The sequence below is a fragment of the Myxococcus hansupus genome (genome assembly GCF_000280925.3).
Lineage (GTDB): Bacteria > Myxococcota > Myxococcia > Myxococcales > Myxococcaceae > Myxococcus > Myxococcus hansupus.
The window spans coordinates 8663526-8690190 of record NZ_CP012109.1; the positions used below are offsets into that span (position 1 = coordinate 8663526).

Here is a 26665-nt window from a genome sequence, read left to right on the forward strand (position 1 = left end):
TCAGTCGTTGTACCAACTGGCCACGTCCACGCTGATGCCTACCACCGTGCTGTCCCGTTCATGGGGAAGGGCCTCGCCGCCCAGCTTGAAGGACCACGCGCGCTGGGCGTAGAGCTTCACCCACTTGTAGCCGCCTTTGACGGTGAGGGCCGGCTCGGCGAAGAGCCACACGGGGCGCGTCACGTCCCGGGCCACGAGGAACTCCTGGGTGCGCTCCGCGTCGGTGTAGCCGTTCGCGTTGAGCGAGACGTACTTCACGGCGGACAGCCGCACGGAGCCGGCGACCTCGAAGTACGGCGTGACGTAGCCCAGGTTGGGTTGGATGAAGGCTCGCACGGCGCGGGCCGTGAAACCGACATCGCGAGGCGTGGCGCTGTTCAGGTCGAGCCGGTCGCTCGCGGTGGATTGGCCGTAGCCCAGGCCGCCATAGGTTTCCCAGACGGCGTTGTCGAGGAAGGTGCCGTAGAAGCCGCCACCCACTTCACCCAGCGCGCCCGTGGCGCGGCGCTCCCCTTCCGCGTACCGCTCGTAATACCCCTGGGCCAGCAGGCCCACTCCCTCGGTGGGTGACCAGGCGACCTGGAGGTTGTTGTTGCCCAGGGTCCCCTTCACTTCACCTTTTTCACGCAGCAAAGGCGCGCTGACTTGATTGGGTTTGTACAGCGTGGTGGTGCATCCCGTGGCGGCGAACACAATCACTGACGCAAGGCACGTGCGGCGGAGTTGTCTCATGGCAGCCTCCTGCACATGAAACGTAGCAATGCATGTGCCTGAATCCCTGACGCATCGGGCCACCCTGCCCTGTCGAGGAGCAGGGTTTGGAATTTTCTGACGCCAAGCGTTTCACGTGGGTATTCCAGCGCGAAACCGGGGAGGCAGTGCGTAGGGTGTGACGCGCCCTCCCCTTCTGTTCAATGTTCAGCGCTGCGGCAGCGTGGCGAGGAATGCATCGAGCGCGGCGTTGAAGCGCTCTGGGTCATCCATCATCAACCAATGGCTGACGCCGGAGAACACGGTGTGCGGCGTGCCCGGGTACATCAGGTGGTAGGCGTTGGGTTGGATGAAGGCATCCACGACGAGCGTCTGGAACGGGCCCTTGTAATGCGCGAGCACTCGGTCGGAGTCATACGTGAGCATGCTTTCCAGCGCGCCCACGACGACCTCGCGCGGCGTGGTGTGCAGCCAGCGCATCACGGACTCGTGCGTGTGTGGCTTCGCGTTCTGGAGCGGGGGCGTGTACCAGGCGTCCATGAAGGCGCGGTAGGACTCGGGACGCGTGCCTTGGTGGAAGCCTTCGAGTTGTTCGGGCGGCAGCGGCGGCATCGTCCCCGCGGCGTCCACGATGACGAGCCCGGCGAGCCGTTCGGGCCAGCGGCGGGCGTACTCGCCCACGACGTTGCCGCCGAAGCTGTGGCCCACGAGGACGAAGCGCTCCAGGCCCAGGGCGTCGGCCACGGCCTGGACATCCTCGGCCACGGCCTCGGCGCCGTAGCGTCCCTGGTCGTCGAGGTCCGATTCGCCCACGCCGCGCAAATCCAAGGACACGGAGCGTTGCTTCAAATGCGCCTGCTGCGCGGCCCACTGCTCACGTCTGCCCGCGTTGCTGTGGACGAAGACGACGGGGAGTCCGCCGCTGCCGGTTTCCGTGACAGCGAGCCGGCCCGCGGGACCCTGAACGGTGCGTGAGTTGGAAGTCATGGCATCGGTGAGAATGGCATGACTTTCAATCCGCGTACCGTAGACCCCTCCCCTCTCACGACACCGTGTTGGATTGTGGGAACGGCTTTCACCCTGCTCGCGCCGAACCCTGCCCTGACGCCATGCCGCTCGCCTCCCCTGCCCCCTGCTGGCGTGTGCGCAGCCGGAGCCCGAAGAACGCGGCGAGCCACGCGAGCATCGCCATCGCGGCCATGACGCCCGCCATGGGCATCGCGGTGCCATTGTTGAAAGTACTCACCGCCCACGACGCGCCCGCCGCCGCGGTGAACTGGAGCGCGCCCAGCGCCGCGGACGCGATGCCCGCGCGCGTGGCGTGACGCTCCAGCGCAATCGCCGCCGCGTTCGGTCCCACCAGGCCCATGGCGGACACGAAGAGGAACAGCGTCACGGCGATGCCCCACAGCCCCATGAAGCCCGTCCACGCCACCGCCACCACGCCCACCGCCGTAATCACACACAGGCTCAACGCCAGGCGCAGCACCCGGTGCAACGGAAGGTGCGTCACCAGCTTGCGGTTGAGCTGCGCCACGGCAATCAAGCCCATCGCATTGGCGCCGAAGAACCAGCCGAAGTGCGCTTCCGGAACGCCATACAGCGAGATGAACACGAACGGCGAGCCCGCGATGTACGCGAACATGCCCGCCTGCGCGAAGCCGCCCGCCAGCGCCGGACCCACGAAGTCCGGGTCCTTCACAATCGCGCCCAGCCGCGACAACACCGTCTGCGAACCCGAGTGCGGCGGCGCCGTCTCCGGCAGCGTCTTCAACACGAAGGCCAACGCCACCGCGCCCACCGCGGCGAGCACCAGGAAGATGGCTCGCCAGCCGGAGTACTGGAGCACGAAGCCCCCGAGCAGCGGCGCGAGGATGGGCGCCACACCCATCACCAGCATCAGCCGCGACATCGTCCGCGCGGCGTCGGCGCCGGACCACAAGTCACGCACCACCGCTCGGGGCACGACCAGGGCCACCGAGCCCCCGAGCGCCTGCACGAAGCGCATGGCCACCAAGGCTTCCGCGGTGGGCACCAGCGCACAGCCGAGCGAGCCCAGCACATACAACGCGAGCCCCGCATAGAGCGGGCGCGTCCGGCCGAAGCGGTCGATGAGCGGACCGGTGAAGAGCTGGCCCAGCGCCAGCCCCGCGAAACACGAGGCGAGCGTGAGCTGCACCACGGGCGCGCTGGAGCCGAGGTCCTCCGCGATGCGCGGCAGCGCCGGCAGATACATGTCGATGGACAGCGGCGCGAACGCCGTCAGCGTGCCCAGCAGCAGCTCGAGGCCGAGCGTGCCCCGCGCGGAGGGTGTGTTCGAAGACGTGGTCATGGACTCCTGAGGGACGAGCCCCGGCGAATAACCGGCGCGGCGCCGCCGCACCCAGAATGCGCTCCGGACCCAGAAGCACGATTGCTGGAAGGGAACGCCGGGACTGTACGCCGCAGCCACTTGGCGGCCCTGCCAGCGCCCACCGGCATGTCAGACCCCCGCGTTATTCATATCCCCGTCGCGCACACGAGGGTGTCGGGCCCTGGCGGCCCGAGCTCGATGCTTCCGTTGCGCCCTCACCGCCACGGGGCAGATCCACCCGCCCGTGTGTGCGACACCCCATTCCCCCGCGCGCGGCGGCGACACGTCGCGCGCGGGGGAAAAGCGCGGTGCCCAGCCATGGGGGTTGGGGCCGCGTCAGCGTGGGGCGGGTCTTCGGGCCCGTTGAGCGGGAGAGGTGCCGTCAGCCCGGGGGGGTGGGCGGCACCAATCTTCTCCCCACGCCGTGAATGACTTTTGCCGCCCATGCCCGGGGGCGAAGTCAGGCTCGATGCCTGGCTCGACCTTCTGGAGGGCGGCCGGTGCGCGCGAGGCAGACAGCGCCGAACCCCTCCCACTGACTGCCTCGCGCGCTTCCGTGAAATCTCGAAGAGGGAAGGGGAGGGCGCTCGCTCCACCGGGTGCCTGCCCCCAAGGGCCTTTGCTTGCCAAGGGCCCGGCCGGGAGCCATACGAAGGCGCGAATCGGCGGCGGACAGGTCAGCCTGCCCAGGCCGCCCGCGACCTTCGTGAGACATGGGACTCCGGTACGACGTCATCGTGGTGGGGCTGGGCCATGCGGGCTGTGAGGCGGCACTCGCCTGCGCGCGGATGGGATTGGCCACGTTGGGCCTGACGCTGAAGCGCGAGCGTTCGGCAGTGATGAGCTGCAACCCCGCGGTGGGGGGCACGGCCAAAGGCCACCTGGTGCGCGAACTCGACGCGCTCGGCGGCGAGATGGGCCGCGCGGCCGACAAGGCGGGCACGCACTTCAAGACGCTGAATGCCTCCAAGGGCCCGGCGGTGCAGGCCTCTCGCCTGCTGTGTGACCGCGACGCGTACGCGGCGGGCATGCAGGAGGTGCTGTTCTCGCAGCCGAACCTCACCGTGCGCGAGGGCGAGGTGGCCCAGGTGGTGGCGGGCGGCGGGCGCGTGGAGGGCGTGGTGCTGAAGGATGGCACGCAGGTGGCGGCCTCCGCGGTGCTGCTCACCACCGGCACCTTCCTCCAAGCGCTGATGCACGTGGGCGAGCAGAAGGAAGTGGGCGGCCGGCTCGGAGACGAGGCGGCGCGTGGCCTGTCCGAATCCCTGCGCGCGTTGGGCTTCACGCTGGGCCGTTTCAAGACGGGCACGCCGGCGCGGCTGGCGCGCGCGAGCATCGACTGGGCCGTGCTGGAGCCGCAGCCGGGTGACACGGTGGTGCGGCCCTTCTCGTGGCGCACGAAGCGGGAAGGGGAGGGCGGCATGCCGTTCCCCCGTCAGCCCGAGGTGATGTGCGCCCTCACGGCGACGACGGCCCGGACGCACGAGGTGCTGCGCGACAACCTGCACCGCTCGCCGCTGTACCAGGGAGACATCGTCGGCCGAGGGCCGCGCTACTGCCCGTCGCTGGAGGACAAGGTGGTGCGCTTCGCCGCGCGCGAGCGGCACCAGGTGTTCCTGGAGCCCGAAGGGCCCACGTCGCCGCTGGTGTATCCGGCGGGCCTGTCCACCAGCCTCCCGGCGGACGTGCAGCTCACCTTCCTTCGCACCATCCCCGGACTGGAGCAGGTGGAGGTGGTCCGCTTCGGCTACGCGGTGGAGTACGACTACGCGCCGCCCACGCAGCTCAAGTCCACGCTGGAGACGAAGGCCATCACCGGTCTGTATTTCGCGGGGCAGCTCAACGGCACCTCGGGCTACGAGGAGGCCGCCTTCCAGGGGCTGTGGGCCGGCATCAACGCGGCGCTCCAGGTGAAGGGCGAGCCGCCGCTGCAGCCGGGCCGCGACGAGGCCCACGGCGCGGTGCTGGTGGACGACCTGGTGACGAAGGGCGTGGACGAGCCGTTCCGCATGTTCACCAGCCGCTCCGAGCACCGGTTGAAGCTGCGCGAGGGCAACGCGGACTTGCGGCTGGCTCGGCATGGTCACCGGGTGGGGCTGCTGCCGCGTGAGGCGCTGGAGCGGGCCGAGGCGCGAGGCCGCGCGGTCACGGAGGAAGTGGCGCGGCTGAAGCGCACCGGCCTGGCGGCGAAGCTGCGCCGTCCCGAGGTGACGTATGCGCAGTTGAGCGAAGCCCAGGAGGCGTGGCCCCGACTGCCGCCCGACGTCGCCGAGGAGGTGGAGGTCGAGGTGAAGTACGAGGGCTACATCGCCCAGGCCGAGCGGGCGGCGGCGCGCGAAGCCGAGTCCACGGACCGGTGGCGGATTCCAGAGGGCTATCGCTTCAGTGAAGTGCGAGGCTTGGGGGCGGAGGCGGTGGAGAAGCTCACCGCGCATCAGCCGGGGACGGTGGGGCAGGCCCGCCGGATTCCGGGAGTCACGCCGGCCGCGGTGTCGCTGCTGCTGGTGGCGCTCAAGCGCGGAACCGGTGCACCGGAAGTCTGCTCGCAGCCCGAGAAGTGATCAAGAAAGGGGCTGTGGACAACGTGTGGGAAACTCTGGGGATTGCCATCTCCTGAATAATTCCAGTGGTTTGCAGGTGGTTTGACGTGGAGGGCTTGTGGATAACGCGCGGTTCGTGGATCGGCTCACGGCGGGGTGCCAGTCGCTGGGCGTGACGGTGGCGGAGGACGTGGGGCCCCGGCTTCAGCGGTTGATGGCCGAGCTGCTCAAGTGGAACGCGAAGGTGAATCTCACGGCAATTACGGCGCCGGAGGAGGTGCTGGAGAAGCACTTCCTGGATTCGCTCGCGGTGCTGCCCGAGGTGACGGGCGCGGCGACGCTGCTCGACCTGGGCGCGGGCGCGGGCTTCCCAGGGCTGCCGTTGAAGCTGGCGTTGCCCTCGATGGGCGTCACGTTGGTGGACACGGTGGGCAAGAAGGTCGCGTTCATCAAGGCGGCGGCGGCGAGTCTCGGATTGCAGGGCGTGCGCGGACTGCACGCGCGCGCCGAAGGCCAGCCGGAGACGGAAGGGATTCCGCGCGCCGAGGTGCTGATTGCGCGCGCCTTCATGGACCTGCCGGACTGGCTCGCGCTGGCGCCCGCGTATGTGGAGCCGGGCGGACGTGTGGTGGCGATGCTCGGCAAGCAGCAGACGGACGCGGAGCTGGCGGCGCGCGCGGCGGAGCGGCAACTGCGCGTCGTGTCCTCGCGGTCGTACCGGTTGCCGTTCTCCGGCGCCGAGCGTCAGGTCGCCGTGTTCGCGAAGGAGTAGGGCAGGGGAGGGGAGCGTCTCCTCCGAGCGAGCGGCCCGTGAGTCATTCCGGGCCGCCGCGTGAGACGCGAAATCACATCCACTTCCGCTTCGTTCGGGCGTGGCCCGCCGAGGGCTGCGTGTCTCGCCGTGCGCTCGAGGCAGTTGTGTTCGACGCGGGATGGGTCGAAGGAGTTGGGGGCTGTCGGGTCGCTGTGTTGATGGCGCCTGCTCGGCTCTTGGCTTGGACGGTCCTGCTGGCGGTCGGAGTGCCCATGCAGGGGCTCACCGTCTTCCTGGTTGCGTGCACGCTCGTGTTCTTGAAAGGGGCCTCGCGCACTGGGGGCGCCGTGTTGATGACTTTCGAGATGGAGGATCTCTCGGGGACCTCGGGGCGGAAGCTTGAAAGGACGATGCATCCGCCAGTCGTTCACTTCGTCACCGAGGGTGGTGAGTCCGCGTGGGGAGGGCATGGCCAGCAGCGAGCCCGAGTACCCGCAGGGCGCCACCGTGCCCGTGCTCTACCTGCCGGATGCTCCCGAGGAAGGACGCATCGGTTTGTTCTCTGAACTGTGGTTGGGCTCGTGGGTCTCCGGACTCGTGACTGTGTTGCTCCGTGCCTTCACGTTCGTCGCGTGGCACTTCGAACTCTGAGCGCCGCTGAAGCGGTGCGGTGACGTGTGCGTGATGCATGGTGTCTCGCAGTGGCGTGAAGGGTGAGGACGGGCTGGTGTCTGCTCAGTGGTCTCGTGGGTGGTGGCTCCCCATCAAGACGGCTTGCTCAAGACCGAGTTGGAGTGATGCACCGAGGATCCTCCCCGGAGTGGACCCACGCGCACGCGCAACTCAGGGAGGTCATCGCTGTCGTCTGGGGCGGGGCGGTCCACCTTCGACATGCTCGGACTCGACGACATTCGCATCGCGCACCTTCCGTCGCTTCATCTCGGAATCGACGTGGAACGGGGCTCGGAATGCGTTCTGGCTCGGCGTTCCAAGCGCAGCTTCGTCAACGGGAACGACTGCGATGTGCTGGAGGTGGGGTAGGGCGCTGGGTGACCAGCAGCCCATCGAACCGCTGAGTCAGTCGCCGGACTCCGATTGGGTGAAGGGTGCTCCGACGGACGTCTCTGTCTTCCGCCATCGTGGGTCACTGGCGCAGTGGTTCGTGCCTGTTCATCCCGGTGAGCGTGAAGACGTCGCGGGACACCTCTGGGGGCTGTTCATCCAGATGCAGCGGGGTGAGCGGTTCGCCGTCTGCTCGCGTGAGATGCCCGAGTGCCCCTGATGCATTGTCGGTGCGCGTGGTGAGGATGAGCCCATCATGCACTGGCTCCCCTGACACCTCTGCTGGTCCGCACAATGCGAACGGGCCGATGCAGATGCGTTCACCATTCATCTGGAGCACCCCGACGCATCGATGGACCCGCCTGGTGAGAACAGGCTCATGCGGATGCGTTCATCATTCATCTGGAGCACCCCGGCACATCCATGGACCCGCCTGGTGAGAACAGGCTCATGCGGATGCGCTTCATCATTTCCCGGAGTCCCTGACGCAGTAGCGGGTCCGCGTGATGACGACAGTCCTCCGCGCTGAGTGCTCCGCTTGAGGCTGGAGCGGACTCGCGAGTGACGCACCTTCATCGGTGGTGGCGTAAGAAGGGGAGGGCGCCACGCCTGCTCGTCGTGTCGCCTTGCGAGCAGGATTTCGGGTGCCAGGTCGCTATCAAGGCGCACTGGCCTTCGAGGGCTCGCAGTCACACCCGACCAGGCTCAGCAAGCGGTTGGCTGAATCGACTCGCGCGGGCGGAGTGACGCGCGACGCATCACGCTGACCCTTCAGGGATACAAGGGCCCGGAGTCTTGGGCGAGGTGCGTCGGGGGCATGCTGCCTCTACGTTCCATCGGTTGAGCGATGCCTACGCGGTTGCTGTGGCGACTCTCCATGCTGTGCTGCGCACGTGGCTTTGCTGTGCTGGCGCGAGGACGCGGTCATCCGAAGTGCTGCGGCGGAGCCTCCCGGTAGCCGGAGCTTCGGATGCGGTGAACTTGGGCCGCGTTGGCGATGTGGAGCGAAGTTCTTCGCTGCGAAGTCATCGGCGTGGTCACGGCTTGAATACATGTCTCCGGCGGAAGCGCTTCCTGTCAGTCCCGTGGGTCGGTTGAACCGTCGCGCATGGGCGAAGTCCTCGTGACCGCGGTGCTCGTATCCTCTTCGAGGTTCTCGGAACGTCCGTTGTCGTGGGGCGGAACGCAGCGAAGGCGGCATCGGAACCGAGGCTGCTGTGATTCACGTTCCATGTGGAGCAGGGGAGGGGACCGGACCTCTCCTCGAGTTTTCATGGCACGCGTGCCGGAGTGAACGTCACCTTCCTCCGTGGTCGATTCGAAACTCCGTCCTTCGTGGCCGACTCGAAGCGCCGTTGATGCGAGCTGCGCGAGAGCCACTTCGCCTCCGTGGTCGATTGGTAACTCCGTCCTTCGTGGCCGACTCGACGCGCCGTTGATGCGAGCTGCGCGAGAGCCCTTCCGGTCCATGCTTCACGTATCAGGTGGAGTCAGGCGCGCGGCATGGTTGGGCTTCTTCGCGGAGTCGAGGGGGAGGGCTCGCTACTCCAACGGGCTCAGGCCCGATGCGAACGAGCAGCGGTGTGGTGGATGCCGCTTCGCATGACCAGGTCTTCATGCGGGCTGCGCGCAGGTCCCTGCAGCGCACCGTTCGCCACGGCCCGAGCGATGGTGTGTGGCGGATGGGAGGTTGGACTCATCGACCCGGCGGAGGTTCCGGTTCCACGTGGAACGGGGAATGGCGTGCACCGCCGCGCGGAGCTGGAGCCGCACCACTGCTTGAGTGAACTGCTCCTGGTCTCGGCGCATGGAATCGACCGGCGCTGCCATGGCTTCGCGGAGAACCTCCGGTGCGCCGCTTTCTTTGGGCCGTGCTGCCTCAGGTGAGTGCGGAGCATGAGGTGTTGGCGGCGCAAGGGCAGCGACGCGCGCGGCCTGAGCGCATGGAGGCATGCCCTTGAGCACCCGGGATGATGACCGCGAGGAATCACCGTGGGCCGAGTTCTGAGTCCGACGCTCGTTCCACGTGGAACACGGTGCCGCTTGGCCGAGGTGAAGACGTCACCCGGTCGAGGACGCATCGGTCTTCTGCGTGGTGCTGGACTTGAGCCGGTGCTCGCGGTGCGGTCACTCCGGCGAACACCTGCCACCCGTTCCATCAAGACCGCGTAGGACGCGAAGCCACGAGACGCGGATGGGCCCGGATGAACGCGCGATGCGCGTGCACGGGGCAGCCACGGGTCGCTTCGCATGGAGAAGTCGCGAAGCCGCGAGACGCGGATGGGGCCGGATGCGCGAGCGATGCGCGTGCATCCGGTAGCCACGGGGCGCTTCGCATGGGGAAGTCACGAAGCCACGGAGTCGCGTGGCCCGGATGAACGAGCGATGCGTGTACACGGGGCAGCGACGGGTCGTTCCGCGTAGAGAAGTCGCGAAGCCATGGATGCGCGCGTGGGCGGGATGAACGAGCGGCGAGCGTTCGGGTACCGCGTTCGCTGATGGCGAGTTCGTGAAGGGGACGCGAAGCCATGGATGCGCGCGTGGCTGGGATGAGCGATGCGCGGCGTCCGTGGGGCGTCCTGCTTGAACCCTGGGGCAGGCGCGAGTCCGTGGTGGAGCGATGCGCATGGCTCGTTGGTTCGCGGCCCATGGCCGGTCGACATGGGGATGCGCGAGCGCGCCGTCACGGACTGGAGCGCATGACGTGTTCACGCTGCCCGTTGAACTCGAGCCCATCGGAACGTCGGTGCGGAAGATGCGCGGAGGCGTGACGCACGGGCGGGTGCTCAGACCTCCAGGGGGTTCCACGTGGAACACGAAGAGGCATGCACGCCGATGCTGAGCGGATGGCGTTGAGAGGTGCGCTCAACGCCTCGCCAGTTCCACGTGGAACACGAAGAGGTGCGCACTCCGAGGTGGAGTGGATGGCGTGGAGTGCGCGCGCTCAGCCTTGTGCCGGCGCCATGCGGAACACGAAGACGATGCGCGTGGCTCATGGGCGCGGGTGGTTGTGAGCACTGCCTCAGCCCTTCATGGGTTCCACGTGGAACACGAAGAGGTGAGCACTCCAAGGTGGAGCGGATGGCGTGAGGTGCCTGCGCTCATCTCGACCTGGGTTCCACGTGGAACACGAAGAAGCGAACTCGCCCACGCTGAACGGGCGATGGGCAGTGCGCGCCCATTCCCTCATGGTTCCACGTGGAACGCGAAGAGACACCCGCGCGCCCATGCCGAAGAACTGGTGTGGAGTGCTCGGGAACGAGCAGCGGCCCGTTCCACGTGGAACACGAAGAAGCGAACTCTCGCGTTGAACGAGCGGTGTGGAGTGCCTGTTCATCCCTTCCTTGGTTCCACGTGGAACGCGAAGAGGCACGCGCGTGTTCATGCCGCAGCGCCGGTGTGCAGTTCATGGCAACGGCCTTGGCCCGTTCCACGTGGAACACGAAGAGACGCGTGCGCTCATGCCGAAGAGTCGGTGTGGAGTGCGTGCGCATCCCTTCGTTGGTTCCACGTGGAACGCGAAGAGGCACGCGCGGGTTCATGCCGAAGAGTCGGTGTGGAGTGAGTGCCCATCCCTTCGTTGGTTCCACGTGGAACACGAAGAGACGCGTGCGCTCATGCCGAAGCGCCGGCGTGGAGTGCCGGCGCATCCCTTCCTTGGTTCCACGTGGAACACGAAGCGATGCGTGCGCTCATGCCGAGCAGTTGGTGTGGAGTGCGCGCCCATCCCTTCGTTGGTTCCACGTGGAACGCGAAGAACCGATGCATGCGCATGTTGAGCAGGTGCTTGGGGAACTCGCTCAACTCGACATCGGTTCCACGTGGAACACGAAGTGGTGTGCGCGCGATGCGTGGAGGCCACGTCGCTCATGCGACCGGGCCCTTCGGACGTTCCACGTGGAACGAGAAGAGGACTGGTGTTCGATGTCAGCGAGCGGTGGTTCTTGGCCGCATGCCCCGTTAGCGCTGGTTCCACGTGGAACACGAAGCGGCATTCCGCGGCACTTGGCGGTGGGTCGTGTTGGGGGCGTGCGCTCAACCCATCGCTGGTTCCACGTGGAACACGGAGCGGCGTGCATGCGATGCGCGGACGCCGCGTCGCGCATGTGACCGAGCCTTTGGGCGTTCCACGTGGAACGTGAGGCATGCGCGTGGGCGTTGGCTGCGGATGGTGCTTGGGCGTGCGTTCAACCCATCGCTGGTTCCACGTGGAACACGAAGTCGGCTGCGCTTCTTGAAGCGAGCCACGGTGCGCACGACCACGCCTTCGAGCGTTCCACGTGGAACGTGGACCGTCATGCGCGCGATGACGACGGGTGGTGCTTGAGCGTGTTGGCTCAGTGCTGGTTCCACGTGGAACGTGGAGACGCCATGCACGCGGTGGCGACGGGTGGTACTTGAGCGTGTCGAACTCAGCGCCGGTTCCACGTGGAACACGAAGTCATCGCGCACCAGCGCATGGAGGACGGCGGCAGGTGGCGGCTTCTGAGTTCATCGCCCGCTTCATGTGGAGGAGAGAAACCGTACGCGTGATGGCGGTGAGTGGTGCTTGGGTGCGTGGCGCCATCTCCGGTTCCACGTGGAACACGAAGCGACTCAGGCGCCTCAAGGTCGGGTGTGCCAGGTCTGGTGAGTCCATCGCTTGTTCCACGTGGAACGCACTGAGCCAGATGCACCAGGAGGGGGAGGGTGCTTGGGCGTGTGCTGGGCTCTGCGCTGGTGCCACGCGGATGGCGGCGAGCGCATGCCGCATCGAGCACATGCTCAGCCCATCGCCGGTTCCACCTGGAACGAGATGGCAGCGATGCGAGTGGGGGTGGTGAGTGCATGCCCGGCCCATCGCCAGTTCCACGTGAAACGCGAAGACGAAGAGGCGAGTGGATGACGTGAGCGCATGCTCAGTCCATCGTCAGTTCCACGTGGAACGCGAAGATGTCGATGCGCGCGGGCGGCGAGCGCATGCCGCATCGAGCACATGCTCAGCCCATCACCGGTTCCACCTGGAGCGAGATGGCAGCGATGCGAGTGGGGGTGGTGAGTGCATGCCCGGCCCATCGCCAGTTCCACGTGGAACGCGAAGATGTCGATGCTCGCGGGCGGTGAGTGCATGCCGCATCGCGCGCATTCTCAGCCCATCATCGGGTTCAGGTGGAGCGGTTGATCAGGCCGCCACCAGTCCGCAGTTGGGCCTGAGCTTCGGTGGGCGCTTGCCGGCGTCCGTCGCCAGTTCCACGTGGAACGCGAACGGCGGCGTGGAGTGCCTCAACGAGTTGGTTGGGGCGTCGTGCGCATGGGTACTTCGTTGTCATGGCCCACGTGAGCATGGGGACAGGCGCCGCATGTCGTGGACGGAGCCGACGCGATGGCGAGCTGTTCGAGGTCTCTACCCACGCGCACCCTCCACGTGGGGCATGGGGTCGACGTGTTCGTTCCAAGGGTTCGGCACGGGTTCTTCGCTCCGCTCCTTGGCGAACGGTCCGAGCAGGCCTTTGTGTGGACTGTCATGGCGGCGTTGCGATGCGTCCGCGGTCCCACGCGGAACGCGTGCTCGGCGAGGAGACCACTCCGCTAGGAAATGGAGGCGTTGCTCAGCGAGACCGCTCGGCATGGCGCCGGTGGAGGATGCGAAGACCTCGCGGGCGTTCGATGCGGTCTCCCCGGCCGAGTCTCCGGCATGTCCATGCAGAGGACTGTCTCCGTGGGCCCGGGCGCATCGTTGATGTCGAAGTGGCGGGTGCCCACCCGAGGGTGCTCGATGCCCGTTCCACTTGGAGGGTGAACACGGCCGAACTCTGGCCGGGTGCATGGCCACTGCACGGCGATGGTGCACGTGGTGATGAGGTGGGCCAGCGCTGCGGAAGTGCGGGGCGCATCGCGGGCATGACTCAGCCTCGTTCGTACCCGCGAGTTCCGGCTCACATGCGCTTGTCCAGCAACAGCGACGAGACGCTCACCTCCCGACCCGTGTTCTTGGCGTGGGATGCGGCAGTTCGCGTGGACCGCGTACTCGAGACATCACGCATGGAAGCGCGGCATCGACATGTCGACTCGTGGAGCCGGTGGATTGGGACGGCCGACGCACGCGCTGCACTCAGCGCAGCCGGAATGAGTCGAGGCACGCCGAAGCAACGTGTCGACCCACGCTCCTGTTGGGCGAGGTGTCTCATCGCTCAGGCCGAGTGACTCACGCGCCCGCGTGGCAACGGATGCTCACGCGCTCCACACATCAGGGGTCGAACGCATCACCGCGCGAACGCTTCAGGGATGCATGGCGTGGGGGCGGCTGAAGGGCAGGGAGTTGCGTGAGCGAACTCGGGTGCTGGGCGGTCGCTTCGGCTCACGATGAGGGGGCGCGAGAAGCCCGCGGTGGACTTGAGCCGTGAGGCGAAGCGCGCGGTCGAAGCGCTCAGACACGCCTCTCGGTGGGGCGTACTCAACGAGGACCTGTGCGGGTTCCTCGAGGGGCGGTCGGCTACAGCGGGACATGGGTTGCGGCCTCCACACCCAAACGGCACCTCGAACCGGGTGCTCATCATCTCCGCGAGGTTCAGGTGGCGATGGTGCTCATGCCGTGAACGGCGACCTCATGCTCCGCGCGCTTGGACTGGGGTCGGACCTCAAGGGACCACGCATCGCAGTTGGGGACCGGGGGCGGACTCAATCGGCGTTCCGGGCCGCTCGACATTCGTTCGATACAGCAGAGGCGCTTCGCGGAAGTGGCTGCAACGTGACCAAGCGCCGTTCGTTCGAAGGTGCTGACGCTTCTGGTGACTCCGAATGCCGCATCGAGGTCGCAGCGGGTCTCTTGGTGGTGCGGGCGGTGTTTGGGTCGTGGTGCTCGTCATCGAACCGCGGAGCCGAACCTGCACGCCGCTCCATGGTGTCGAGACGTGCTCCTGGTGGTGCTCGCAGTGGTGGTGGCGCCCGGCTCGCGAGAGGCTTCGTGGAGTCGAACCGTGCCGCGACATCGGCGCGCTTGGCGGGTGACGCACGATGACCGCTCGCTGCTGTGGGGCTTGTCCACGCTGCACCGGACGCGATGCTCTGGTGCGACCGCGCCCAAGCAGAGCGACGGCTGCGCGAACCGGTTCCATGTGGAACAGGGGCTCGCGCACCTGCAACATCGGAGAGCGGAGTTGCGCCCCTGCACGCCTCGCCGTTCTTCGCGGATGGAGACCGCGCCGGCGCTTCGGCTCGTGCCTGCTGGAGTTCGTGGGGCCGGTCCTGGTTCAGGCGCGTCGATGCTTCTCTCCATGCGCGGGCTTCAACGGCCATGTCGTGAGCGCTCTCTCCGCATCGCCACTGCCGCGATGAAGGGCGGCACATCGGTCGAAGACGCATCGACCGCCCGGCTCCGGCGGCTGCCTCCCTACGAGGCGCCTTGAACGACAGCGGGTGGCCGCACTTCCGAACTCTGCGCTGAGCCTCAATCGTGACGCTGTGCCGCCATCGGGCCTCGTTGGGACCCGGAGCTTGGCGCACGTGGGTCGATGACGCCGAACCAACGCGGGCTCATCGATGCATCGGCACCGAACTTCGGGATGAGCGTCTCCGATGCGCCGCAAGACTCCGTTCAAGGTCCATCGTCGAGAGCAGAGGACTGTCTCCAGAGAAGGGGGCGTGGGCCCTCCCTCACGTCGCGAGAGGCCTCAGCTCCGTCCGGATGCGCGGCATCGCTCAACCCGCATCCAGGGGCTGCTTGTCAGCGCTGGCGACACCCGGCCAGCACGGCCCAGTGTCCGGCTGGCGAGACCCGCCCAACTCACGTGACGCTCCGCCACGCGCCGTGCACCCACTCCATCGGCGGACTCGCCAACCTTCCTCACGCTCCGCCACGCGCGGTGCACCCACCCCATCGGCGGACTCGCCAACCTTCGTCACGCTGCTGCCGCGTTCAGCGTGTCCGGAACCCCGCCGCCGTCACGGACACCTCGCGTGCATCCGGGACGCCGGCACGAACTCGCGCGCACGCACCCCCCTGAAAACTGGCTCAAAGGTCCGCGGGCTCGTCGGCGGCCCCAAAGCGCTCCGCATTCCCTGGCCTCGAAAGGTGCCCGCCTGCTCGCCAGAAACCCCTGCGAGCACGGTTCCACGCGGAACAGGGGACCGCCGGAGCGCGGGCGCCACACGGCCGCTCGGGACACGAACGTCACGCTCGGAAGCCCGGAAAGCCGAGTCCAAACGCGGCCGCCTCACGGAAGCCACGGACACAGCGCCACACCGGAGCCCACGGGTGCGGACCGGCGGCTCGGCCGCATCATTATATAGGGGGCTGACGGCGGCCTTCCGGGGCCCCGTTCGACTGGCCCCGGGGCACATCGCCTCCTTATATAAGGAGGGCAACCCCGGCAGCCCGGCCTCCCCCCAGTGACCCGCCGGGTCCCACGCGCTGCTTGAAGAGAGCAGGGAGGCAAGGGCCGCCGTGAATTTGATCCGATACCAAACCGCGTGCTAGCAGCGTGATCAGCGCGCAACCGTGCACTGCATCACGCGCGGGGCCCTGGCCAACGGCCGGGCAGAGAGAGGATGGGCCACCGTGGGTCGTATCATCTGCATCTCCAACCAGAAGGGCGGCGTTGGGAAGACCACCACCGCCATCAACCTCGCGGCGAGTCTGGCCTCGGCGGAGCGTCGCACCCTGCTGGTGGACATGGACCCACAGGGCAACGCCGGCAGCGGCCTGGGCATCAAGCAGGACAACATCACCGGCACCATCTACGAAGCGCTGCTCAATGACCGGCCCATCAAGGAGCTGCTCCACCCCACGGAGCTGCGCTACCTCCAGGTCGTGCCCGCCACGCCGGACCTCACCGGCGCCGAGGTCGAGCTCGTCAACCAGGACAACCGCGAGTTCCGTCTGCGCGACGCGCTCCGCCCGCTGGCCTCCGAGTACGACTACATCATCATCGACTGTCCGCCGTCGCTCGGCCTGCTGACGCTCAACGCGCTGGCCGCCGCGGACTCCGTCCTCATCCCGCTCCAGTGCGAGTACTACGCGCTGGAGGGACTCTCGCAGCTCACGCACACCATCGACCTGGTGAAGCAGGGCCTCAACCCGGACCTGAAGATGGAGGGCATCCTGCTCACCATGTTCGACTCGCGGGCGAACATCGCCCACCAGGTCGTCGAGGAGGTGCGCGGGTACTTCAAGAAGCAGGTGTTCGAGGTCATCGTGCCGCGCAACGTGCGCCTGTCCGAGTGCCCCTCCTTCGGAAAGCCCATCATCCTGTACGACATCAAGTCGAAGGGTTGTGAAAGCTACCTCGCCCTCGGCCGCGAGCTGATGAAGCGGGACACCCCCAAGAGCCCTCGCCGGCGCGTGGCTTGAGCCGCGCCCCTGTGGGCCATGGCCGCCGTGAGCGTGCTCGCGGCGGCGCTGGAGTCACGACGTGGTGAAAGCAGACGCACAGAAGCGGGCCCTGGGACGCGGCCTGTCCGCCCTCATTCCCCAGGCGGGCGCGGGCGGTTCCGGCAAGGGCGGCGAGCAGGCCGCGAAGGCCGGCGTCCTCAAGCTCCCCATCGAGTCCATCCACCGCGACAAGGAACAGCCGCGCACCTACTTCGACGAGGAGAAGCTCAAGGAGCTCTCCGACTCCATCAAGGCGCAGGGCGTGCTCCAGCCCATCCTCGTCCGCAAGGACGGTGACGGCTACCGCATCATCGCGGGCGAGCGCCGTTGGCGCGCGTCCCAGGCGGCCGGTCTCAAGGAAGTGCCCGCCATCGTCCGCGACGTGACGGAGGTCCAGGCCTTCGAACTGGCGCTGGTGGAGAACCTCCAGCGCGCGGACCTGAACCCCATTGAAGAGGCGGAGGGCTACAAGCGCCTGGTGGAGGAGTTCAAGCTCACGCAAGAGCAGGTCAGCGTGCGCGTGGGCAAGGAGCGCTCCACGGTGGCCAACGCGCTGCGCCTGCTCGCGTTGCCCGCGGACGTGAAGGGCATGGTGGCGGACGGCACGCTCAGCATGGGGCACGCGCGCGCCCTGCTGGGGGTTCCCCGGCTGCCGGAGCTCCAGAACCTGGCCAAGCAAGTCGCGGAGAAGAAGCTCTCCGTGCGTGACACGGAGCGGCTGGTCCAGCAGAGTCGCCCCAACGGGAAGAAGGACGCGGGCAAGGCGGCACCGAAGCAGAGCCCGCAGGTGAAGTCACTGGTGGAGGAGCTTCAACGGCGGCTGGGTACCAAGGTCCGGCTCACCGAACGAAGCCCCGGAAAGGGCACCATCGAGGTGGACTTCTTCTCGTACGATGACCTCGACCGGCTCTTGAAGCTTCTCAGGAAGGAGTAGGACGTGGCGCTCCTTGGCGGGAAAAAAGACGAAGCATCCAGCAAGCCTCTGTTCAGGCGGGAGGAGGAATCCGTGTCGCAGCGTTCTGGTGAGGTCCACACGCTCCTGGGCAAGGGGAGCGAGTTCGAAGGGAAGCTGACCTTCGAAGGGCAGGTCCGTATCGACGGCAAGTTCCAGGGGCAGATCATCACCAAGGACGTGCTCGTCATTGGAGATGGCGCCAAGGTCCAGGCTGAAATCCAGGCCGGCACCGTCATCATCAACGGCCAGGTCGAAGGCAACGTGAAGGCGACGCAGATCATCGAGCTGAAGACGCCCGGCCGCGTGAAGGGCAACCTCGAGACGCCGTCGCTGTCCATGGACCGCGGGGTCATCTTCGAGGGCTCGCTGAAGATGGAGAACCTGGGCACCACTGGCGCCCGGCCTCCTCCGCCCCCGGGCAGCGAGAAGAAGTAGGCGTGCAACACCGGAAGCACATGGCGCCAGCCGCATTGCTGGCGCTGACCCTCCTGGGCGGCTGCAAGGGCTGCAACCCGGATGGGGCTGCTTCCGGCTCCGGCGAGGGGAAGGACCGCGCGTCCTCCCTTCGCTCGGGGGTGAAGGTGCCGCTGCCGGACGGCTGGTCCGCGCAGGTGGCGCCGGATGAGAGCTTCCAGGCGGGCCCGCCCGGCCGCCCCGTGCTGCGGGTGGACCTGAAGCGTGGGGACGGCGAGCAGATGCCCTCCGCGGACACCCTGGCCGACCGCGTCCGGGATGAGCTGAAGGACTTCGAGCTCTCCTTCGACCAGGAGGAATCCTCGGACCGCTACGCGCTGGTGCGCATCACCCTGGCGCCTCGGTTGGAGGATGGCGGCGTGGGCCAGGAGGCCCCGGGCTTCTTCGGCGCGCGGCGCGTGGACGGTGACTTGTTCCTCTGCGCCAGCCTCCCGGGGGCCTCGCCCGAGGAAGTGCGCCTGGCCACCGAGGCCTGCCGCGCCATCTCCGTTCAAGGCTCGCTGCCGTAGGGAATCACACACCGGGGCAGGACGTATGTCCGCGGGTGGATCCACGGGGGGCGAGCAGGCGTCCGTCACGGGCGCGTGAACATCCCGCGCGGCTCAGGTGTCACATCGTTATGCATCCACGGTGCACTTCCGTGCATGCAACACCCGCATCCACGCTCGGGGGCTTCCCCTGGCCGTCACGAATCTTTAACCTTCACCTTCCCGGACTGCGTTGGGTGCCTGGTGGGACCCATCCAGGACCTCCACGCAGTGCCCTCGCAAGGAGTCCCCGCATGTCGTTCTCCGGAATGCTCCCCCTCCAGCTCGCCACCGTGGACATCGCACCCGTCGGAGAGCAACTGATCGCCGTGGGCGGCCTCGTGGTCGCCGGGCTGGGGGCGCTCTGGGCCGCTTGGACGCGTCCGTCCCCGCAGCCGGTTCCCGTGCCCGTCCGCAGCGGGCCCCGCCGCAACCCGCGCCGCTGAACCCCGGCGCCGTTCCACGCCGTTTCCCCGCCGGGTGAAACGGCGAAGGGCGCGGAGGCGGGGAGAGTCCCCGCCCACGCGCCCCTCTGAAGGAAGCGACTCCCGCCTCGCGCTCAGCGCTTGAAGGACAGGGAGAGCGCGAAGTCCCCCGCGGCGTCCGTCCACCACTGGGACAGCTCGAGCCCCGCCTCGGACAGCTCCGCGGCCACCTGCTGCTGGTGGAACTTGCAGCTCACCTCGGTGCGCAGCACCTCGCCCTCGGCGAAGTCCACCTGCTTGTGCAGGTGGGACAGCCGCACCGTCTGCGCCTTGCGCGACACCAGGCGCATCTCCACCCAGGCGTTCTTCTCGTCGAAGGGCGCGAAGTGGTCGAAGGCCTCCACGTCGAAGTCCGCGCCCAGCTCGCGGTTGAGCACCTTGAGCACGTTGCGGTTGAACTCGGCCGTCACGCCCGCGCTGTCGTTGTAGGCGGCGTACAGCCGCTCGCGGTCCTTGATGAGGTCGGTGCCCAGCAGCAGGCCGTCACCGGGCTGGAGGCCCGCGGACAACTGGCGCAGGAAGAGCGCGCGCTGCGCCGGCTTCAGGTTGCCAATGGTGCCGCCCAGGAAGGCCACCAGTCGCCGGCCGCCGCCGGGGAGCTGCCCCAGGTGCCGCTCGAAGTCGCCCACCACCGCGTGCACGGTGATGCCGGGGTACTCCCGCGCCAGCCCCGTGGCCGCGCGGCGCAGGAAGGCCTCGCTCACGTCGAAGGGGACGAAGCGCGCCAGCCGGCCCGCCTCCTCCAGCGCGTCCAGCAGCAGGCGCGTCTTCTCGCTGGTGCCGCTGCCCAGCTCGATGAGCGTGTCCGCGCCGCTCAGCCGCGCGATGTCGCCCGCGTGGGCCAGCAGGATTTCCCGCTCGCGCCGCGTCGGGTAGTACTCCGGCAGCCGGGTGATGTCGTCGAAGAGCTGGCTGCCGCGCTCGTCGTAGAGCCACTTGGGAGACAGCTCCTTGGGCGTGCCGCACAGGCCCTGGAGCGCCTCTTCCCGCAGGGCGCGCTTCGCGTCACCCGGCTTCACGTACACGTCCACCTGGACTCCCGGAGTCTGCTGCGCGTTGTCACCCGGAGTCGCCACCGTCGGTACCGTCGTCACCCGCATCGCCTCACCTCACGTCCCGTGCACATCGGAAGCCGGCGAAAATCTGCCGGCGGTTGGGGAAGTCCCAGTTCCGGAAGCCATTGCGCACCGCGACCGGTGCGCTCGCCCACGCGCCCCCTCGGAGGACCTTGTAGGCCTCGCCGAAGAACACCTCGGAGTATTCGGGGTAGGGGAAGGCGCTGAAGCCCGCGTAGGGGCGGAAGTCGCTGGCGGTCCATTCCCACACGTCGCCGAGCAGGCCCCACACGCCGTCATGGCTGACGCCCTGGGGGTGGCTGCCCACCGGTGACGGACCCCACGTCCCTCCGCCCAGGTTGGCGTGCGCGCGCGTGGGCGGCGCGTCGCCCCAGGGATACTCGCGGGGGTGGCCGTCACTGCCGCGCGCGGCCTTCTCCCACTCGGCCTCGGTGGGCAGCCGCTTGCCGGCCCAGCGCGCGTAGGCGTCCGCTTCGTACCAGCACACGTGCTGCACCGGCTCGTCCCAGGGCAGCGGCTCCACCTGGCCGAAGCGTCGCCGCAACCAGGTGCCTCCGTCCTGGGGCAGCCAGAAGCCGGGGTGCCTCAGCCCTTCGGCCTGGACGACCTCCCAGCCCCGGGGGGCCACCAGCGTGGATCCGCGTAGCCACCGGACTCGACGAAGACGCGGTAGTCCCCGTTGGTGACGGGGTGTGCGTCCATCAGGAACGGCGCCACGTGCTGACGGAACGCGGGCCGCTCGTTGTCGTAGGCCCAGGCGGCGTCGCTGCCCAGCCGCACCGGGCCGCCGGGGATGAAGACCTCCGTCTGGGGCACCGCGCCGGGGCGGGGCCGGGGGCGCGCCGCGGGCACGGGGTACTCCGGCGCCGTCATCAGTTGCAGCGTGGCGGCCAGCGTCTCCGCGTGCTGCTGCTCGTGCTGCGCCACCATGCCGAAGACGTAGCCCCCGGCCAGCAGCGGCACGGTGCTGGTTTCGGGCAGGGTGTGCAGGTGCTCACGCACCGCCTCGCGCACGCGCCGCGCGTAGGCGAAGGCGGACTCGGGCGGCAGCAGCGGCAGTTGCGAGCGCGTGGAGCGCGGGTGACGGAAGGCGTCGTAGATGGCGTCGAACGCGGGGTCGGTGATGGCCGGCGCGCCCAGGGCCCGGAGCAGCCACTGCTCCTCGTAGTTGGCCACGTGCGCCACGTCCCAGATGAGGGGCGACATCAGCGGCGAGTGTTGACGCCGCAGCTCCTCCTCGGGCAGCCCGCCCAGCATGGACAACACCCGCGCGCGGGCTGTCTCCAGCTCGGCCCAGGCCCGCGACTTCCAGGGGAGACACCCCCCGCTCACGTCCAGCGGGCCGCTCCGCTCCTCGACCAATGGAAACATCACCCGTCCAAGGTAGGGAGGCGCCCAGCGCGGAGGTAAGTCCCCGCCCCACCGCTGGCTGAGCCGCTCGTGAACGACTTCACGTTGCCTGCGCGTCGACGCCCTTCTACGCACGGCCTCCGGTGCTGTCGCCCGCGAATCGCGAAATTCGCCAATGAAGTTGAAGCTCAAACACTCATGACGCACGAAGGCGTGGATCAGGGCGAGAGCGGAACGCGGGCGAGGCCGAGCAGGGTCAGGGTGCGGGAGCGTTCATCCCAGGCGTACTCCAGCTCCAGCCCGTGCTGCGGCACGAGGTGCCGCGCCACGAGCCCCTCGTCCGAGGGGGGCTCACGCAGGGCCGGGTCGCCCAGCCGCTCCAGCACCTGCTGCAGTGCGTGGAACGTCTCCGCCGTCATGCGGCCCACCTCTCGCCACGCTTGTGGCGCGTAATGAACGCGGTGGGGTCCCTGTCGTTGACGGAGCTGCGGCATGTCCCGGTGTCCTTCGTCCTTTCCGGACCGCGCTCCATGCCAATGGCGTGCCTTCGACCCACCCCCAGCATTTTCAGTGATGTGGGACAGGTGCCGCCCCACCCATGCTGCAGGAGTTACAGACTGGCGTTATCCGGGACGGAAGAAAGGACAGGCTTGAAGTCCCGGGAGTCGCAGTTGCCTGCTCCTTTCCGCCCGCTTGCCAGCGGCCCATGCAGGGCAGGGTGACGCGAGCGTCGCCGCCGGCCTCGCGGCCCGTGGAAATGCGAGGTCCGCCCGGCGGCCCTCCGGGGCGCGGAGGTGGCGCTCGCGGGCATTCCCTTCCCGGCGTGCCGCCGTGCCCGGGTGCCCGCCGGGGAGGCGACGCCGCGGGCCCCTCGCGCATATCGGCTGCCCGCCCGTCCCCGCGTGGCCACGTTGACCTGTGGGGCCGGGCACGCGGCGGGCCCTGGCAAGGAGGAATGGATGGCACGGCGGAGGTACACGCCCTGGTCCGCCACGAACGGCCTGCTCTTCGGCATGGCCGCCGGTGTGGTGTTGGCCCTGGCGGAGGTGGTGCTGGCGGTGGCCACGGGGGACAGCCCCATGCGGCCGGTGCGCATGTCCGCGGGGGTGCTGTTGGGGCCTCCCGCCTTCACGCAGCAGGTGTCGGACGGCACGGCCTTGCTGCTGGGCGTGGGCGTCCACCTGGTGGCGTCAGCGGTGGTGGGGCTCTTCTACTCGGTGCTGGACGCGTTCCTGCCGCCGGATGGCCGCGGGCGCTGGGAGTTCCAGTCCGCGGTGGGGATGCTCTACGGCATCTTCGTGTGGCTGGTGAACTTCCAGTTCATCGGGCGTGGCTCCTACCCGTGGTTCCTCGACGTGCCGCAGTTCCCGCAGATTGTGATGCACGCCGTCTTCCTGGGACTGCCATTGGCCTCGTTGTTCACCGCGGCCGAACGCCGTCGGCTGCTGCTGGACGCGGCGGAGAGCACCCCCGCTGGCTGAGGCACGCGTGTGCTTTGAAAAAACGCGGAAGGTATGGTGAAAGTACCCGACCTTGAGGGTTATCTAGGGACTCCGTGGGGTCCGGGGCCGGCCCTCCCCTTCCGTGGACTGACACACGCATGGACACAGAACTGGCGAGCATGCTGGGCGCCGCGTCGCGAGCCGCCCGGGTGCGGATGGGCCTGACGCAGGCGGATGTCGCCGAACGCATTGGAATGGCGTCGGAGGTGTACGGACGTCTGGAGCGTGGCCACATGCTGCCCAGCGTCCAGAACCTGCGCCGGCTGTGCATGGTGCTGAATGTCCCGCCCCACGAGCTGCTCGGCCTGGGCGAGGGCTTCACGGCGCCTCCGCCCGTGAAGGAGAAGGCCGCCGCGAAGAACCGCGAGGACGACACGCCGGAGATGCGGCGGTTGATGCGCAACCTCCGCAAGCTGTCGGCCGTGCAGTTGAAGCTGATGAACCTGGTCGCCTCGGCGATGCAGCACAAGAAGAAGTAGGAGTTCCCCCCGGGCGCGGCGGCCGGCTACGGCGTGTTGCGCGTGAAGAAGGGGAACGTCTGGATGACGAAGTTCCCCGCATGGTCGTCCATCCACACCTCCACGGTGTGCTCGCCATCCACCAGCTCGCGCGTGTCCAGCTCCGCCGTCCAGGTGCCGTCCGGCTGGAGCGCGGCGGCCCGGATGCCCGAGCCATCCCGCGTGAAGGCCACGCCCCGCACCCCGCTCAACGTGTCCGTCACCCGCGCGGTGAGCTGAATCACCCCGCTGTACGTCTGCCCCGGCACTGGCAGCAGCAACTCGGCCTCGGGCGCGCTGTTGTCGTAGCGGACGGTGCGCGACAGCGTGGTGCGCATGCCCGTCTCACTCGTCACATCGATGGTGAAGGTGTTGTCCCCGGGCACCAGGTCCAGCGTCGCCTGCACGCCGCCGCCGCCGCGAGGCAGCGCGTACGTCCGCCCGGTGGACAGCGTCACCGTCGTCGAGGACGCGGAGTACACGCCGATGTCGTAGGGCAGCGTGTCCCCGGGCTGCGGCCCCACGAGCCACCCGTCCGGCAGGCCGGTGGACACCCACGGCGTCTCCGCGTCCACCCACACCATCAACATGTGCTCGGTGACGTGGCCCACGGAGTCGGTGGCGCGCACCAGGATGAGGTTCTCCCCCGGCCACAGGTCCACCCGGTGCGTCACGTCGCCGCCGCCCGCGGGCACGTCCGTCACCTGCACCCAGTTGGTCTCCACGCGCACGGGGGACCAGTCCCGCACCACCATCCGCACGTCCACGCTGTAGGTCGTCATCGCCTGGCCATTGGTGGGGGAGAGGAAGGTGACGGACGGGGCGGTGTTGTCCACCATCACCGTGGCCTCCTCGCTGGCGATGCCGCCGAACGAGTCGGTGGCCACCAGCCGGATGACGTTGGGCCCGTCCACCAGCGGCAGCACCGTGTCCACGAAGCCGCCGCTCGGGTCCGGCGCCACGGGGTGGCTGACGCCCTGGATGACGAAGGTGGCCGAGTCGATTTCCGCGCCCGGCGCCAGGGGCGTGACGAAGCCGCACACCTCCAGCGTCAGCGCGTCCGTGAAGTCCGGCAGGCCGCACAGCGTCACCGACGGCGCGGGGAAGGGCGACGGGTGGACCGTCACCGCGAAGGACGCCGTGCTGCCCAGGCGGTTCTCCCGCGCGGGCGCCAGCGTCACGCCCGAGTACACCGCGCGCAGGTCCTGCGCGCCCAGCTCGCTCCAGGTGGAGGCGCGGGGCCGCCACACGATGGAATACACGCCGTCTCCGTCCGCGTCGTTGTCCGCGCCCACGGTGACGCCGGCGACGGAGAACGTCACCACGCCCATGCCCGGGCCGCGCGCCTCCCAGCCGCGGGCATCCTCCACGCGCGCGGACAGGGTGTTGGACAGGGCCACGGTGAGCTCGCCGTTCGCGGGCGACAGAATCGTGGTGGTGGTGGGCACGCCCTCGGTGGGCGGCGGCGGGTTGGTGTACGTGGTGACGCGCACGGAGCCGCGCACGCCAGCGGCCTCCACCGAGGCCGCCACCACCATGACGTCCGAGGTGAGCGACGGCTCCAGTCCCTCGGGCGCGGTGATGGTGAGGAGCAGGTTCGCCTCGGCGCCGGGCCCGAGCTCCAGCGTGGTGCGGTTCAGCGTCGCCGTCCAACCGGTGAGCCCACCCTGCGTGCTCAGGCGGTAGCTGTCCGTGCGGTAGCCGTGGTTTCGCACCGTGACGGGGTAGGTGACGGACTGCACGCGCGGCAGGTCATGCTCGAAGGGCTGACGTGTCCCGCCGCTGACGGTGACGCCGACGCTGTAGTCGCCGAAGCAGGCCAGGCCCAGCGAGGCGAAGGTGGTGGGGATGTCCGGGTAGCGCGTGCTCGCGCCCCAGCTTCCGTCCGGCGCCTGCCGCGCCTTGAGCCATTCGAGCGCGTCCGCCATGCGCGCGTGTTCTCCGGGCGTCTCCCCCGCGAGGCACAGCGCGTACAGGGAGATGCCGGTGGCGAACTCGTCCGGTGCGTCGCCTTCGAGCGAGCCCCAACCCGGAGCGCCACCGCCCGCGCGCGTGGACAGCAGACGCGTGGCCAGGGACGCCAGGGCCTGGGTGTTCTCACCGCCCGCGCCGGGGCCTGCGGCCTTGAGGCCCACCATGGCCCACGCCACCTGGTGCGTGTAGCGCTGGCCGTCCTCATCCGGGCCGTCCGTCAGGTCGTTCATGTGCGCGCGCACGTACGTGGCCGCGCGGTCCAGCGCCGCCTGGTAGCGCGCGGCCTTGGCCGGGTCCACGCGCTGCTGGGCCTGGGCGACGGCCGTCATCATCCGCGCGGTGATGCCCACGTTGCCGTAGCCCACCGGGTAGAAGGGGAAGTCCTCGCGCCAGCGGCCGTTGGCGTCCTGCCGCGTCAGGGACCAGTCCGCGGCGAGCACCAGCACGTCCGAATAGCGCGTGCCCAGGTGGGCGTCGTAGCCCGCGAGCCCGAAGGCGGAGTAGCTGCTCTTCGCGTTCGGGTAGTGGATGTCCTCGTGGTACCAGGAGCCGTCCGCGCGCTGCTCGGACACGACGCGCGCCATGATGGCGTCCAGGTTCTGCCGGTTGGTGCGCCCGTTGTACGTGAGCGCGTCCAAGTCGTAGCCCTTGGTGCGCGCGTTCGTGAGGCCGAACATCGCCGCGCCGTGGCGGTGGCAGGACGTGCAGCCGAAGCGCGCGGACCAGTTCTCCGCGTCGGCGCTGAGGAAGTTGATGGCGCGCTGCGCGGACTCGGCGTTGGTGGCGGCGCGCGCGGTGTTGGAGAGCAGCAGCCCCGTCAGCGAGACGAGGACGAACGTGCTCAACGCGAGCGTCGAGCGCGGTGGGTGCAGAAAAGCGACGTGTGAGGGCATGGGGGGCTCGCTCGCAGGATACCGCCCCCGGTATTCGTGCAAGGAAAGCGCCCGGCGAAGCGAGCGAATGCCTGTCTCGGATGCATTGCATCCATCACCTCGAACGCGGGTCGTGCGTCACCCGAGGCCATTTGGCCCCCGAGGCATTCGCGACACGTGCGCA

The 26665-nt window shown here is 68.6% G+C and carries 16 protein-coding genes and 1 pseudogene; 10 read left to right on the forward strand and 7 right to left on the reverse strand.

Going from position 1 to position 26665, the window contains the following annotated elements; all coding sequences use genetic code 11:
* The 3 genes from A176_RS34160 to A176_RS34170 form a co-directional block, all read right to left on the reverse strand.
* The gene (locus A176_RS34160; protein WP_144429669.1) at window positions 1–732 is read right to left on the reverse strand and encodes a hypothetical protein; all 732 of its coding nucleotides are present in this window, start codon (window positions 730–732) and stop codon (window positions 1–3) included.
* 186 nt (window positions 733–918) lie between these two features.
* A complete protein-coding gene (locus tag A176_RS34165; RefSeq protein ID WP_021781320.1) occupies window positions 919–1698 on the reverse strand; it encodes an alpha/beta fold hydrolase in 780 nt (259 codons plus the stop codon).
* 88 nt (window positions 1699–1786) lie between these two features.
* Window positions 1787–3043 carry a multidrug effflux MFS transporter gene (locus A176_RS34170; protein ID WP_002640363.1) on the reverse strand — a complete coding sequence of 419 codons (1257 nt, stop codon included), beginning with the start codon at window positions 3041–3043 and terminating at the stop codon, window positions 1787–1789.
* A gap of 734 nt (window positions 3044–3777) precedes the next feature.
* On the opposite strand from A176_RS34170, the gene mnmG reads away from it, so the two are divergent.
* From mnmG to A176_RS34215, 8 genes are all read left to right on the forward strand, one after another.
* A complete protein-coding gene (mnmG, locus tag A176_RS34175) occupies window positions 3778–5625 on the forward strand; it encodes a tRNA uridine-5-carboxymethylaminomethyl(34) synthesis enzyme MnmG (protein ID WP_002640365.1) in 1848 nt (615 codons plus the stop codon).
* 97 nt (window positions 5626–5722) lie between these two features.
* The gene (rsmG, locus tag A176_RS34180; RefSeq protein WP_002640366.1) at window positions 5723–6376 is read left to right on the forward strand and encodes a 16S rRNA (guanine(527)-N(7))-methyltransferase RsmG; all 654 of its coding nucleotides are present in this window, start codon (window positions 5723–5725) and stop codon (window positions 6374–6376) included.
* 450 nt (window positions 6377–6826) lie between these two features.
* Window positions 6827–7009 (forward strand): DUF3592 domain-containing protein, encoded by a 183-nt coding sequence (locus A176_RS34185; protein ID WP_002640367.1) that lies wholly within the window; start codon window positions 6827–6829, stop codon window positions 7007–7009.
* Window positions 7010–15956: 8947 nt separating this feature from the next.
* Window positions 15957–16748: a ParA family protein gene (locus tag A176_RS34195; protein WP_002640372.1), complete on the forward strand. Its 792-nt coding sequence runs from the start codon at window positions 15957–15959 to the stop codon at window positions 16746–16748.
* 61 nt (window positions 16749–16809) lie between these two features.
* Window positions 16810–17703 carry a ParB/RepB/Spo0J family partition protein gene (locus A176_RS34200; protein WP_002640373.1) on the forward strand — a complete coding sequence of 298 codons (894 nt, stop codon included), beginning with the start codon at window positions 16810–16812 and terminating at the stop codon, window positions 17701–17703.
* A gap of 3 nt (window positions 17704–17706) precedes the next feature.
* Complete coding sequence (gene bacM, locus A176_RS34205) at window positions 17707–18159, forward strand: bactofilin BacM (RefSeq protein ID WP_044890243.1); 453 nt, start codon at window positions 17707–17709, stop codon at window positions 18157–18159.
* Between the two features lie 2 nt (window positions 18160–18161).
* Entirely contained in the window at window positions 18162–18707 is a 546-nt protein-coding gene (locus tag A176_RS34210; RefSeq protein WP_044890244.1) for a hypothetical protein, read from the forward strand.
* 272 nt (window positions 18708–18979) lie between these two features.
* Window positions 18980–19171, forward strand: a complete 192-nt coding sequence (locus tag A176_RS34215) for a hypothetical protein (RefSeq protein WP_002640376.1) — start codon at window positions 18980–18982, stop codon at window positions 19169–19171.
* 113 nt (window positions 19172–19284) lie between these two features.
* On the opposite strand, the gene egtD is transcribed toward A176_RS34215, so the two are convergent.
* The 3 genes and pseudogenes from egtD to A176_RS34230 form a co-directional block, all read right to left on the reverse strand.
* On the reverse strand, window positions 19285–20310 hold the full coding sequence (gene egtD, locus A176_RS34220; RefSeq protein ID WP_002640377.1) for an L-histidine N(alpha)-methyltransferase: 1026 nt from the start codon (window positions 20308–20310) through the stop codon (window positions 19285–19287).
* 4 nt (window positions 20311–20314) lie between these two features.
* Window positions 20315–21657 (reverse strand): annotated as a pseudogene (egtB, locus tag A176_RS41105) (ergothioneine biosynthesis protein EgtB).
* Window positions 21658–21854: 197 nt separating this feature from the next.
* The gene (locus A176_RS34230) at window positions 21855–22055 is read right to left on the reverse strand and encodes a hypothetical protein (protein ID WP_002640379.1); all 201 of its coding nucleotides are present in this window, start codon (window positions 22053–22055) and stop codon (window positions 21855–21857) included.
* Between the two features lie 540 nt (window positions 22056–22595).
* Between A176_RS34230 and A176_RS34235 the strand changes: the two genes are divergently transcribed.
* Together A176_RS34235 and A176_RS34240 are read left to right on the forward strand one after the other, a co-directional pair.
* Window positions 22596–23117 carry a hypothetical protein gene (locus tag A176_RS34235; protein WP_002640380.1) on the forward strand — a complete coding sequence of 174 codons (522 nt, stop codon included), beginning with the start codon at window positions 22596–22598 and terminating at the stop codon, window positions 23115–23117.
* Window positions 23118–23236: 119 nt separating this feature from the next.
* Window positions 23237–23617 carry a helix-turn-helix domain-containing protein gene (locus tag A176_RS34240; RefSeq protein WP_002640381.1) on the forward strand — a complete coding sequence of 127 codons (381 nt, stop codon included), beginning with the start codon at window positions 23237–23239 and terminating at the stop codon, window positions 23615–23617.
* A gap of 26 nt (window positions 23618–23643) precedes the next feature.
* Here the strand turns inward: A176_RS34240 and A176_RS34245 are convergent, their stop codons facing one another.
* Complete coding sequence (locus A176_RS34245) at window positions 23644–26502, reverse strand: Ig-like domain-containing protein (RefSeq protein ID WP_002640382.1); 2859 nt, start codon at window positions 26500–26502, stop codon at window positions 23644–23646.
* Window positions 26503–26665: the final 163 nt, after the last annotated feature.